Annotated in this window: 6 protein-coding genes; all 6 read right to left on the minus strand. The window is 72.9% G+C overall.

What is annotated here, in order from left to right:
* Positions 1-97: 97 nt before the first annotated feature.
* Positions 98-5,383 (minus strand): hypothetical protein, encoded by a 5,286-nt coding sequence (locus JNX00_RS08720; RefSeq protein WP_204744709.1) that lies wholly within the window; start codon positions 5,381-5,383, stop codon positions 98-100.
* A complete protein-coding gene (locus tag JNX00_RS08725) occupies positions 5,380-6,534 on the minus strand; it encodes a hypothetical protein (RefSeq protein ID WP_204744710.1) in 1,155 nt (384 codons plus the stop codon). Before JNX00_RS08725 ends, JNX00_RS08720 begins: the two co-directional genes overlap by 4 nt.
* A gap of 1,213 nt (positions 6,535-7,747) precedes the next feature.
* The gene (locus JNX00_RS08730; RefSeq protein WP_204744711.1) at positions 7,748-9,046 is read right to left on the minus strand and encodes a hypothetical protein; all 1,299 of its coding nucleotides are present in this window, start codon (positions 9,044-9,046) and stop codon (positions 7,748-7,750) included.
* A 561-nt stretch (positions 9,047-9,607) separates the two neighbouring features.
* Positions 9,608-10,096 carry a hypothetical protein gene (locus JNX00_RS08735; protein WP_204744712.1) on the minus strand — a complete coding sequence of 163 codons (489 nt, stop codon included), beginning with the start codon at positions 10,094-10,096 and terminating at the stop codon, positions 9,608-9,610.
* Between the two features lie 61 nt (positions 10,097-10,157).
* Positions 10,158-12,332, minus strand: coding sequence for a hypothetical protein (locus tag JNX00_RS08740; RefSeq protein ID WP_204744713.1), 2,175 nt, complete (start codon positions 12,330-12,332; stop codon positions 10,158-10,160).
* Between the two features lie 203 nt (positions 12,333-12,535).
* Positions 12,536-13,414, minus strand: a complete 879-nt coding sequence (gluQRS, locus tag JNX00_RS08745; RefSeq protein WP_070398105.1) for a tRNA glutamyl-Q(34) synthetase GluQRS — start codon at positions 13,412-13,414, stop codon at positions 12,536-12,538.
* Between the last annotated feature and the right edge of the window lie 12 nt (positions 13,415-13,426).

The raw sequence follows: 13,426 nt of genomic DNA on the forward strand, positions 1-13,426 counted from the left end.
CCGTCGTCGGTGGCACCGGGACGCGGCGGGTTCTTGTGTTGCCCAGTTGGGGGACTTGGGGGCGCATGGGGGGTGGTCCAGGGGGGTGAGGTGGCGTTCAGTGGTCGATGTGCCGGGCGAGCAGTTCGATGAGCGCGCCGGCCACCTCCCGGGGATAGGGGGATGGCGACGAGGTGAAGTCCCCTCTCTCCTGGGCGCTTCTGTGGGCGTTTCGCAGCGCCTTGAGGTCCCCCGTGCGCGACGCCCGCACGGCACGGAACACGTCGCTGAAGTCCTGCACGGCGCGCTCGACGTTCGAGGGCCGGTCGGTCGCCGGGGGCGTGGCCGCCTGGTCCCCACGCCGCGTGGCCAGGGCGCGCACGGCGCCCTGTAGGGCCAGCAGCGGGATGGGCATGGGCGGCGCCGGTGCGGTGTCACCCGGCTGAAGGGCCGTGGCGATGAGCTGGGTGCAGGTGGCGTCGAGCTGGTGCAGGAAGGCCTCGCGGTGTTCCTCGGGCAGGGCCTGGACGAGGTCGCCGAGCAGCTCGAACTGGCGGTCGATGGCCGTGGACGCGCGGGTTTTGGCCTGGGCCGACAGCCGCCACAGGACCTGCACGATGAGCGTGTTGAACCGCTGCCGGTCCGCCGACGGGAATGACGCGGTCTGGAAGCGCTGGATGCGCTCGGCCATCGACCGGGCGATCTGCCCGCACAGGCGGCGCCAGTGGTCCCAGTCGACGCGGGCGTCCGGGTGGGGGGCCTCGCCGAAGCGCTTCCAGGCGCTCTCGCTGGACCGGTAGTCCTCGTTCTCCAGGCGGGCCACGAGCTCCACCAGGGCGACGAGCCCCTTGCCCGCAGGGGAGAGGCTGTCCCGGTAGGTCCTCAGCAAGACCTTGCCGGTGTCGGGCTCGAACCGGCGGAACAGGACGCGCAGGAAGTCCTCGTGCAGCGCGGTGTGCGCCTCGTAGGGCGGCAGTTTCTGGGCCAGGTGCCTCAGCAGGGCGGCGCGGTCCGCGGTGGGAAAACGGGCCTCGCTGGCGAGCGCCAGCAGCTTGCGCAGCATGGCTTCGTCGAGCGGACGCGCGCGCTGCATGGCCAGGCGCTGGTTCAGCGAGGACAGACCGCCCGTGCGCGACACCTCCAGCAGGCACAGGGCCAGCCATTGCCGGTCGTCCAGCGGCCGTTTCCAGGCGCTTTCGACCAGCTCGAGCAGCGCGCGCATGTCCGCCCAGACAGGCCCTTGCGGGTTTTCCAGTTCGATGCGGACCCATTGGAGCAAGGCCCGCCAGGCGTTCGCCTGTTGTTCGGGCGTGGCGAGGGCCTTGTCGGCGCCGCTCCATCCGTACGTCAGCCTCGCCTGGCCGGCCCGGGGGCTGGACGAGGGCGCGGTGCTTCGTTGCAGAACGAACCAGGGTTGCAGCGCTGGCCTGGCCTGGTCGAACCAGCGCTGCGACACCTCGGTGAACAGCGGCTTCAATGCGGCCTGCAGCTCATGGTCCTCGCCGAGGCGCCGGGCGAGCGCCCGGGCGAGCCTCAGGGTGCGCTGCGCGACCAGGGCATCGTCCTTGCCGATGCTCGCCAGGCTCAGTCGGGTGAGCTGCTCCAGCAGGGCGCGGCCCGTGTCGCCCCGCAGCGGTGTGGCCGGCAGGTGCTGGATCTGGTGCTCGATGGCGCTGAGCTCGATGTGGGCGTACTGGCCCCAGTCGATGGCGCGCACCAGGGTGCGGAGCACCGTGCGTGTGGCGGCATCGGTCTCGTGGGTGTGGCCGGCCGTGGCCCAGCCCTGGCGGGCCAGCCCCGCGATGGCGGACAGGATGCCCTGCCATTGGGTCTGCTGGGCCGCCTGGGGCCGCAGGGCCGCGAGCCGGTCGGCGTAGAGCGTCAACAGGCGGCGGTGCAGCGAGAGGTCCTGGGTGCCGCGCAGCACCGCATCCAGCAGCTTCTGGACCTTCTGCATCTGCATGCCCTGGGCCCAGGTGTCGCACACGGTGATGAGGGCGTCGACCTCGCCGGGGCTGAGCACCGGCTGGTTGAGTTGGAAGGTGTCGGGCCGCTCGTCGCCGGGCGGTGAAAAGAGGCAGGGGCTGTTCTGGAAGAGTGTCTGGTAGGCCTGCGGGTAACCGCCGCCGCCTTTGCGCGGGCTGCGCAGCTCGCGCAGGGCATCGGCGCAGCGCGCTTGCAGGGGCACGTCGCGCAGGTGCTCGTTCAGCAGCGCCTGTGCCGCCAGGAGCAGGCGCCGGCGGTCGCCATGGTTCAGCGGGGCGTTCTGGGCGATGTCCAGGACATCCTGGAACAGCTCCTTGTCGATGAAGCGGTGGTCGTCTGGCGGCGGGGCCTTCAACCAATCGATCAGCGCCTGCGGCTGGCCGCGCTGCCGGGCGTCGCTCAGGCAAAGGCTCAGCCACTCTCCGGGCCCCAGCGGCCAGGGCAAGGCCGGCCACAGCGCGTGGATCGCCACCAGGGGCAGGCCCCCGGTCCGGCCCGCCTGCTCGTGCAGCCAGGCCACGACGCGCGCGCGAGCGGCGTCGTCGCGCGCGTCGTTCGAGGCCGCCGCGAGCTGGAGCTGCTGGCAGGCGGTGCGCAGCAGCGCGGCGCGATCGCTCTCGCTCAGCCGCGGGTCCCCGCACACCGACAGCAGGTCATCGAACAGCGGGCTGTCGGGCGAGTGAATGGACTGGCGGTGTTCCAGCTGGTACTGCAAGGCGTGGGTCTTGCCGGTGCGCTGGGCCTCCGCGACGCACCAGTGCCACCACACCAGGGCATCGAACGGGCGCTCCAGGGTGGCGCTGACGGTGACGGCGAGCTGCACCAGTTGGCCCCAGGGAACGCCCTGCGGATGGGCCAGCTGCCCGTCGATGAAGCCCATGAGCGCGGACAGGGCGAGCGGCAGGTCCTTCGGCCGCTTGAACGCGCCGCCGTCTTGCCGGACCCGGATCCTGGACAGGGTGTCGGGCTGGCTGCCCGAGCCGCGTTTCCATTCGAGCGTGAGCCAGTCCGACAACTGCGCGATGTGCACCTGGGCCAGCGCCTGGTGGCCCGCCCGGACCAACTGGTGGAAGCGCGCCTGCAAGACGGCCGCGCCGCCGGTGGGCCGGGACCCGCAGGCGGCGGCCAGCGCCTTGGCCCCCTCCTGCGCCTGCTTGAGCACGGCGGGATCGTTCTGTTCGCTGCCCAGGCGCAGCAGCAGGCCCAGCAGGTCGGCGAGGTGCTTGCCCTCGGTCGGCGCGGGCGCTGGCACCGGGCGATGGGAGAGGCGGTGGCCCAGCTCGCTGGCGGCGAGGCTGATGGCGGCCACGGGGTCGAAGCGACCCAGCAGTTGCAGCAGCGCCAGGCGCGCGGGGGGAGTCAGGTGGCGGGGGGTGTCCGCCAGGAACCAGCCGCTGGCGCCCAGGGCGCGGATGGCGTCGAGCACACCGCCGCCTTGCCCGCCGGCCCAGGCGCTGGCGGGGCTGTCGTTCAGCGCCGCCGCGTGCGCCGCCAGCAGCGTGTGGTGCGCGCCCAGGTCGTCGACGGCCGACAGGACCAGGCCCAGCAAGGCGATGGCCCGTGGGGCCTGGCCGTCCCGGAACCAGGCCGCGCACAGCGCGCTGACGGCGGGCAGGTGCGGCAGCAGCGCATCGCTTCGGTGGACGGTGAGCTCGAAGGTGTCGTGCTGGAAGTTGTGTCGCAGGGGCGCGGATGCGCCGCTGAACAGCCTGTCGAGCGCCTCGCCGACGTCCGCTTCGCTGGTGGCGAACGCCGGCCCGAACCAGGCGCAGGCCTCGTCCGGCGGCGGCAGGGGGTCGTCGTCGGCGGCGGGTCCGGATGGCCCGGGCGGCGCCTCGTGCCGTGCGCGGTCCTGAAGCCGCTGGCGAACGTAGCCCGAGGGGGCGTTCGGCGGCGCCCGCTGGGGCCGGACCGCCGCCTCGTGCTGTTCGAGCGCGGCGCGTGCCGCGTCGTTGTCGGGCAGTGTGTCGATCAGTTGGCGGTACGCCAGGTGCAGGCGCGGGTCGTCGAAGGGGTGCGGCAGCAGCGGCAGCGTCCCGCGCAGCAAGGCCAGGCGCCGCTCGGCCGGCACGTCGGGACGCCGGTAGCGCTCCAGCAGCTCGTGCAGCAGCCCGGCGTCGGCCGGCGCGCCGTCGAGCCAGCTGCTCAGCAGGTTCAGCAGGGGCTGGGGGTTGAGGCGGAGCAGGGCCTCGTCCCGGCAGAGGGCCAGCCGCTCCTCGAGGCTGAGGGGGCGGTGCAGGCACGGCATCAGCTCATCGACGAGGGCCTGCAGCTCGGCCCAGGGCAGGGCGTCCGTGCCCTGGGCCTGCTGTTCGTGCGCCCACTGCAGCAGTTCCCGGCGGGCGGTCTCCGGGTCCCTGTCGATGAGATCCTGCTTGACCCGGACGTCCAGGAGCCGTCGCCCGTCGGGTCCGGCAGGCCAGGCGATGTTCAGAAAGAGCCAGTCGTTGATCCGCAGCGTGGTCACGACGCTGAGCTCGGGTGGCAGAGACTGGACCATCACGTTGACCAGTGCCTGGACAGTGGCGGGGTTGGCCCGGCCGGTGGGTGCGGCGCCATTGGCCACGCGTTGGGCCAGGTCCACGGCGGTGCGGACCAGCGCATGGCTGCCCAGGTCCAGGGCTTGCCGGCTGAGGTGGTACAGGCGCTGCACCAGTTGCTGGGCGTCGTTCGCGGACAAGGGGGCCTTGGCCTGCTCGAGCGCCTGCACGGTGGCGCTCAATTCCCGCAGCGCGGTGGCGACCTCCGCCTCGGGGTGAAAGGCCAGCACGAGCCGGCGCAATGCGGCTGGGGTGTGCCGCGTGAGCTGGTGGCCGAGCGCGTGGAGGCAGGTGGCGATGGCGGGGAGGCGGCCGCTGTCCCAGGGTGGGGGCGCAAGCGTGAGCAGCGCGTCGCCGTGCCTGTCCAGCAGCTGATGGCTCAGGGTGGGCGTGTCCGCCTGATCGATGACCGCGGCGAGGAAGGCCAGGCCTTCCTGAGGGTCTTGCGGTGCCGGTGAGGCGAACCATTCGGCGCAGGCGGCGGCGATGAGGGCGTGGTGCGTCGCCGGATCGATCGATCGGGTGAAGCGAAACCGCGTTGGCCGCCCGGGGGATGCTTCGCGCACCAGCAGCGGCGGGTCGCCGCCGAGCAGGGCGTCGCGGGCGCTGCCGCCGGGGGCTGCGTCGCGGGCGGGGCGGCGGGGCGTCAGCGGGGTCGGCGCGCCCGGATCGTGTCCCGGGGGCGAGCCGATGACCGTGTGGCGCGACGGCGCCCTGACGCCGGAGCGGCTGGCCGCGATGGGCCGCCACTGGGGCGGACGGTTGGCCGGTGTGTGGAAGGGGTCCGTGGGGTCGGTGCCAGGGACAGGCGGGTGTTGTGGCGCGGGGAATGTGGGGCGCGCGGGGGCCTTGGGTTCGATCGAAAAGCGTCGGCTCATGGCGAAAGCCCGTGCAGCTTGAACAGCCCGTTCATGAGGGCGGTGAGGTCGCGGGTCAGCGGGTCCATTCGCACCTGGAACAGTTGCGCCTGGTGGAGGAGCTTGATGCCCGACAGGTCCGCCGCGCCGGGCTGGCGCAGGGCCGCGAACCAGTCGGCGAAGAAGCGAACGGCCTTGCCGGTGGTGGAGCTGTCCTTGCGCGGCATGGGGCTGGCCGGCCCGTCGCGCAGCGCGGCGCTCAGCACCCGGATGGCGCCGCGCATGGCGAGCGCGGTGACGGGCGCCTCCCGCTGCGGGTGTTCCAGACAGGCCACCAGCGCCTCGTCGATGTGCTGGGCATAGGCCCCGTCCAGTTGTTCGAGAAACGCCGGGCGCCGCTCGCGGGGCAGGGCCTCCACCAGCGCGCCGAGCAGCTCGAACTGGCGTTCGATGGCCTGGGCCCTGTCGCCCCGCTCGGGGTGGGCCAGGCGAAACAGCAGCTGGCGGATGAGCTCGTGGGTGGCCGGGGTCAGGCGGGCGTCGGCCCCTGACTGGCATTCAGCAAGGCGGGGCGCCGCGCCCTGCAGCAGCGCGCCGCACAGCACGCGCCACACCGCCCATACCGCGGTGACTTCGCGCCGCTGAAGGCCGCGCAACAGCGCCAGCCACTCATCGAGCGGTGCGGGCGGTGTGGCCTCTTGCTGCAGCACGGCCTTGATCAGGCGCCCGGTTTCGCTGGACGTGTCGACGTGCTGGCTGTTCAGGTAGTACCGCAGAAGGGTGTGGCGGTCCCCGGGGTCGGGGAGCGTGAGGATGGCGTCGAGGTAGCGGGCGTGCAGCGGGCCCGCCGTGTCGTCGAGCGTGGGCAGCCGCGGCCCGATGGCCTGCAGCAGCGCGCTGCGGATGGGGGGCGCCCAGTGCCCGTTCCTGGCCTGTTCGATCAGGCCGGCCAAGGCGCACTCGGCCGGTTCGCAGCCCTCCAGCAAGTGCAGGAACTGCAGCAGAGGGCCTGGGTCTTTGTGCTCCTCGGCCGTCCAGACGCACAGGGCCAACAGGCGCTGGCGGTCGACGCGGTACTGCCAGGCGCCTTCGATGTCTTTGACGGTGTCCATCAGCGCGGGCCAGCGCAGGCCGCTCGGGTCCGCGAGTTCGCGCAGCACCCAGGTGAGCACGGCCTCCTGGGCCTGCTCCCTGTGATCGGGCGTCTGGGGGGGCCTGGGGGCCGCGCGGTACCCAATAGCGCACCGGGCCCGCGCTGTCGCCCACAGGGTCGGCGCGTTCGATCCGGAACCAGGGGTCCCGTGGATCGGACCTGGCGGTGTCCTGCTCGGGTGGCGGGCCAGGCGGCGTGCCGCAGGGTTGTGGGCCGGTGGGCGGGTTGAGCAGGGGCAGCAGGTGGGCGTTGGCGGGCAGGCGGGCGAAGCCGGGGCGCTGACGCAGCGCTTGGAGCAGCTTGTCCCACTCGGGGCGGTCCGCCTTGGCCTCGTGGCACAGGCGGATCAGGTCGCGCAGCGCGGGGTTGTCGAACCAGGGCATGTGCGCGGGCACGGCCTGGAACAGCCAGAGGCGCAAGGCCTTGGGGTCGGGCGTGCGCATCCGGGCCCGCAGCTGCAGCTGCAGCCACGGCGTGCCATCCAGTGTCTGCTGGACGGCGGGCAGCACGTGCGCGATCAGCTGCTCCATGTCCTCCCAGCTGGGGCCTTCGGGGTCTTGCAAGCGCCGCTCGGCCCATTGCAGGAAGTCGGCCCAGGCCCGCTCGCGGCCCTGCGGCGTGGCCAGCGCCGGGCTTCGGGCGTTGATGTGCAGGGCCCGCAGGCGCCGCGGGCCGGTGCCGTCGACCGGCATCAGGTGCAGCCAGTCGGGGCAGGTCCCCGCGTGGGCCTCGGCGGGCGGGGGCGGGCCGTCGCCGTCGGGAAGCGGTTGCGGGGCGAGGGGCGGCGCGTGCGCCTGGAGGAGCGGCACCAGGGGCTTCTTGGGCGAACGCGCCTGCAGGTGGCCGCGAACCCGATCGGACGGCGAATTGCCCTGGGCCATGGGCCGAGGGGGGTACACCGATGCCCTGGGGGAAGAGGCGCCACCCCCAGACCGGGGAACGGGGCCTGGCGCGAAGCGGGGCGGCGGGTCGTCGCTCAGCACCTGTGCGGCTGGCCGGCCCGTCGGGGGCGATCCGGTGGTCGTGGGGGACGGGTGGCCAGGGCTGGAGGGGTTCGCGTCGGGCGGGGGGCGCGCGGTGTTCACGGGCGGCCCGGACAGTGGGCGTATTCGCCGGCTGGCACCGAGCTGAATGGGGGGCGTTTCTTTTTGCATGCGGTGGTGGCGGGGCGCACGCGTGCGTGCGGCGCTGGGCGGACGGCGGACGACGCGGGGTGCGCCGCCGCACGGGGTTCAGTGGGTGTCGAACGTGAGCAGTCCGGTGACGCGCGCGGCGATGTCATGGGCGTCGGATGAAAGGGCGAACAGCTGCGCCATGGCCTTTTCCGCGCCGCCGGCAAAGGCGGCCAGGTACTGCTGGGCGCAGCGCTCGCGCACCTCGCCCGCCGCCAGGCCCAGGATGGCCGTGACGCAGGCGGTGTGCAGCGCGGCGTCGGCCGGGTCGCTGGCGGGTAGCCAGGGGATGAGGTGGCGGATCAACGCGGCCCGCTGCGCGTCGCTGTGGGTGGGCTGGCCGGCGATGTCCAGCAGGCTGGCCAGAGACGGCTTCGTGGGAGGGCCGCCCGGCCACCGCTGCAGGTGGTCCAGCAGCGCTTGCAGGGTTTTCGTGCGCGCGGCGTGTTCGATGCACAGCTTCAGCGCGAACGCCCGATCGATCGGCTGTTCCCAGGCCGTTTCGATGCCATCCACAGTGTCCGGCGGGCGCTTCTCGCTGGACGGATCGCTGCCGCGCAGGCCGCCACCGGAGAGGCGCACGGGGGAGGGCGGTTCCTTGCGCGGGCCGCGGGCCGACACGATGGGGGCGCGCCAACTGGCCAGCTCCGGCTGCGTGTTGGGCGGTGGCGAGGGGTCCGCTGGAATCGCGTCGCCCCGCTCGCGCAAGGCCTCGCCACAGCGCTGGTGCAGGCGCTCATGGCGCTGGAGCCGCTCGGCTTGCGAGGCCAGGGCCGAGGCGCCATGGCTGGCCAGGTACTGCGTCCAGCCGAGGACGCGCAGCATCAGGGGCTTGTCCTGGTGTTCGTCGGCGCCATGGAACAAGGTCTCCAGCGCGTCCAGAAGGGGGTCGATACCGTCCGGGCCGCAGGCCTGTACCGGCTGCCCGAGCCGTTCGCTCACTTCCTGGTCAAGGGCGACCACCACCGAGGCCCAGTCGCCCAGCGCCAGCAGCGCGCTCCGCACGGCGGGGTCCAGGTAACAAGGCTGCTGGGGCATCCACCAGCCGGGCTTGGCCAGCAGCCGGATGGCCCGGCCGATGCCCGGGCAGTGCCTGAGCGCGGTCGCTTGGCGGGCCAGCGGGATGAGTTGCGGCGTGAGCGCCTTCAGCAGGTTGAAGGGAAAGTGGTGGTTGCTGGCGGCCGCCATCGCCGCATCGAGCAGCAAGAGCGCGTCTGGTGCCCGACCTTGCGCGAACCATTGCCGGCACACCAGGATGAGGTGAGGCTCCCAGCGCTTGATCTGGCCCAGCAGGTGTCGCCGCAGCGCGGGGTCGGTGGTGCTCGACGCCACCGCGGTGAGCAAGCGGACCGCTTCCATGGTTTGCGCACCCTCCAGCCATTGCAGGGCCAGCTGGACGATCGGGTGTTTCCACTGGGGCAGCTCATCGCACCGCAACACCTGGAACGACACCCCCGATCCCTCGCCGGTCTTTCGGATCGGCGGTGAGTCGCCGCCCAGCAGCTGCTGCTGCGCCGAAGGGGGTGCCGTGCGTGGGGTGGGAGCGGCGGTGTCGGTGCAGGGCTTGCCCGCCCCATGGGGGTGGGATTCGCGGCTGGCGCTCAGGGACCAGGACCCGGTCCTGTGGTGGTGCGGGTTCGGCTCGGGGAGCGTGAACCGCTCGGGGCCGGAGGCGATCGCTTCCCTGGCGAGTTGAGGGGTGGAGGGGGTGGAGGCCGAGGCGCGCGGGGACGTCGACGCGCGTGCCGTCTCTTCAGAGCTGGACAGCGCGGTGGTCGGGGTCTGCGAGCGCGACAGGGAGCGGGTTTTGTCCTCTGGGGGGGCCGCTCTGCGTGTCTTCTTGCCAACGTAGGTCGGTGTCGGTCTCATCGGCAGTGAGGGGTGGGTTGGGACGTGGGGGCGCAGGCGCAACCGGTGGCATCAGGCGAACCCGAAGCCCGGCGATTCGGTGCCCCCGAGCGCGATGGCGCCGGGCGGGCGGGCGTCGGCCCAGGCCTGGCGCGCCATCCGGCGGCACAGGTCCAGTCCTTCGTGGTGCAGGCGCAGCGTGCGCGCCACCGCGTCGTGCCTGAGTTCAGTCAGCGGGATCTGCGAGGCCAGCATGGCCTGCTGCGTGGCCGCGTGCCACCAGAGCGTGAGGCTGGCTTCGGGCGCCAGGTCCCGCGTCGAGATGGACCAGCCCGGGTCGCGCCAGTGGGGCATGGTGTCGAGCTCGGCCGGTGAGGGCGACACCAGGGTCAGGGTCTCGACGGCCTCCAGATCGTTCAGGCGGCGCCAGGCCATGGGGTGCTCGTGCCCGAGCGCGCCGCTGACCACCTGGCCCTCGATTTCGAGCTGGCCGAACAGCTCGGGCTCGGCCTGCAGCAGGCGGGCGAGCTCGATCGCGAAGGTGCCAGGGTTGTGGTTCATGGTGTGAGGCCGGTGGAGCGGAACACGCCCGAGGGGAGGCCGGTGCCCGATGGGCACCGCGTCAGAGCTTCAGGGCGTCGAAACGCCTGCGCGTTTCGCTCGGGTCGGTGGGCTGGCGGTAGCGCTGGCCCACGGCCTTGAACACGTCGTAGAGCCCCGGGGGGAGCGGGCGCTGGGTGTGGGCGGACAGGTGCATGGTCGAGTGGGTCCGGCGGGCCAGCGTCGCGGCCTTGGCCGCATCGCCGGCGTGATAGGCCAGCGCCGCCGAGGCGCAGCGGCGGAACAGCTCGATCAGGCGCGGGTTGTCGTCGCGGGACGGGGTGGTGAACACCCCATCCAGGGGCGGGGGGGCCGGGTCGCTGTGTGCGTCGATGAGTGCGCGCACGGCGCCGCACAGCGCCGCCAGCGCCACGGGGAAGGCTGTCTCCGCGGGCCATTGCGCGTTGAGCATCCGCGTGGCCTGCGCGTCCAGCGCCTGCAGCCAGTTCAGGCGCCGCTCGGGTGGCAGGTGCTCCACGGTGTCGCTCAGCAGCTCGGCCAGTCGCGGGACCCAGTCGTGTGGCCGGGAGGGGTCGGGCTGGGCGAGTGTCTGGATGAGGGGGACGAGCCGGTTCTCATCGGCAGGGCCCTGCAGGTTCGCGATGTCGCGCAGCCAGGCGCTGGCCACGGCACGCCAGACCGTCCAGTCGGCGTTGGTGGCGGGCGCCTGGGTCCGCTCCACGCACCAATCGAACAGGGCCGCCCGGAGCGGGGACGCGTCGCCGGCGCGGGCGGTGGCCTGGTGGCAGCGGTTCTGGTCGTCGTGCAGCTGCCGGGTTCTGGGCTCATCGATGCCCGCCGGTTCGCGTGTGCGGTGGCGCTCGTCGATCAGCGTGTAGCGCAGGTCCTCTGGGAGTTCGGTCGATCGGGACAGCACCGTGCTCAGCCAGGCCTTGTGCTGCAGCGGCGCCGTGGCGAGGGGCGGCAGCCACGACAGCAGGTGGCTCAGGAGCGCGTACCGGGCCAGGGGGGCCACGCCAGGGTGTTGGATGGTGGCCAGGGTCCGGGCCAGTTGGGGGGCGTCGAGGCGGAATCCGGCGGGATCGGCTTCAAGGAAGTGCAAGAGGTGGTGGGTGGCGTCGACGCCGCGCGCCAGGTCCCTGTGCACCAGGGTCAGCGTCAGCTGCAGCTCGAAGCCCAGTGGGACCCAGTCGCGCGATGGGGGGGCGCCGGCCACGGCGCGCACCACCATGTTCAGTTGTTCGCAAGGCAGTCCTTGGGGGCTTTGGGCCTGTCGCATCAGCCAGTCGCGAAACGTGTGCCGCGCGCTGTCCAATGCGGACGGCTCCAGCTGGGCCAGGGTTTCGGGGTTGACGTTCACCGCGGTCAAGCCACGGGGCGTGACGAGGTCGGTGGGGACCGCGATGTCCAGCTGCAGCCAGTCGGCCATGCGCTGGGTGAGTTGGCGCAACCGCTGGGCTTCGTGGTCGGCCTGGAGTTGGCGGGCCCTGTCGCGCAGGCTCGGGCAGAGCGCGGCCAGGCCCAGGGCACAGTCGACGGCCGCGTCGTGCCATTCCGCCTCCAGGTCTGGCCGCTGGAGCAGGTCTTCCATGCGCTGGAGGTGCTTGCGGGCCTGGCGTTCGCCCAAGGGCTGGCCGGCTTGCACGCGCTGCCTGGCCGTGATGAGGCACAGGCGCATCCACTGGGTGGGGTCGGCGCGTTGCACCAGCTTGTCGAGCGCGTCGCGCGACGCGGCGTTCAGGTGCACCGACGGGTCCGCGCGGTTCGTCCAGCCGCGCTCGGCCAGGCACAGGATGGCCGGCACCAGATGCTGCGTCGCATCGGGCTCGAAGCCGGTCATGAGGATCTGGGGGGCCTTGGGTGCACGGCACAGCAGTTGGTGCAGCAGCGCGGCGTCCTGGGGCCGGTCCTTGAACACGGCACAGACCAGCCGGGAGGCGGCCATGGGGTTGCCGGCTTCGAGCCAGGCATGGCACACGGCAAGCAGCGCCTGGGTGTCGCTTTCGTTCAGGGTGGGCGTGCGCGGGGCGAAGGGCGGCGGGCCGATCAGGGTGCCGAACACCAGCGCGTGCAGGCGGGGGTAGTCGGCCGTCTTGGCGATGGCCGTGGCCTCCCGCGCGTCGTGCCCCCATGCCATGAGTTGGCGGTGGGCCTGTTCGTACTGGCCGCCTTTGTTGAAGGTGGTGTTGAGTTCGATGCCCAGCCGCTGGAAGTGCGTGGAAATGCTGGATCGCAACCCGGTTCGCTGAGGGGGGGCGGGGCGGCGCTCGGGTGAGGCGGTTTCGGTCTCGGCGCGGGTCCGGGACGGCGGCGTGGTCCTGGGCGTGGTAGGGGGTGAGTAGCGTTCCATGGTCGGGCGGTGAGGCAGCGGCCGCGGGCCGCGATCGCTGAACGCCGGTTGAGTGGTCGGGCCGGACAGGCCCGTTCCTGATGGAGCGCTTAAGGCGCAGAGCCGGCCCAGGCCTGGGACCAGTCCTTCAGCGCCGAGGCGACGCTCCCCGTGCGCGGGCCCAAGCCCAGCGCGCGCGCCGCCGCGTTCAGGGCCGCGAGTGGGTCGCTCAGGTCCAGCGCCTGAGCGCCGTTCTGCTTGCTCAGCTTCTCGCCGTTGTCGCCCCGCACCAGCGGGGTGTGCAGGTACCGCGGCGTGGGCAGGCCCAGCGCGCGTTGCAGCAGGATCTGGCGCGGCGTGTTGTCGGCCAGGTCCTCGCCGCGCACCACGTGGGTGATGCCTTGCGCGGCGTCGTCCACCACCACGGCGAGCTGGTAGGCCCACAGGCCGTCGGCGCGGCGCAGGATGAAGTCGCCCACCGTGGCGGCCACGTCCTGCGACTGCGGGCCGAGGCGGCGGTCGTGCCAGTGCACCACCGCGCCGTCCGGCACCCGAAAGCGCCAGGCGCGCGGCGCGCGGCCCCGCAGGCCGCCGCTCTCGGGCCGACAGGTGCCGGGGTACACGGCGGCCTGGTGGCGCTCGCGCGGCGTGCCGCTGGCCAGCAGGGCGCGCTCGATGTCCTGGCGCGAGCAGGCGCAGGGAAACACATCGCCCTGCGCGATGAGCCGGTCCAGCGCGGCCTGGTAGCGTGCGCCGCGCGCCGATTGCCACACCACGGCTTCGTCGCTCTCCAGGCCGCAGGCGGCGAGCTGTTGCAGGATGAGCCGGTCGGCCCCGGGGATGCAGCGCGGCGTGTCCACGTCCTCGATGCGAACGAGCCAGGCACCGCCGTGGGCGCGCGCGTCCAGCCAGCTGGCCAGCGCGGCCACCAGTGAGCCCGCGTGTAGCGGGCCGGTGGGCGAGGGCGCGAAGCGTCCGCGGTAGCTCACCGGGTCATGGGG

This window comes from Hydrogenophaga sp. YM1 (assembly GCF_016903055.1).
GTDB classification, from domain to species: domain Bacteria; phylum Pseudomonadota; class Gammaproteobacteria; order Burkholderiales; family Burkholderiaceae_C; genus Hydrogenophaga; species Hydrogenophaga borbori.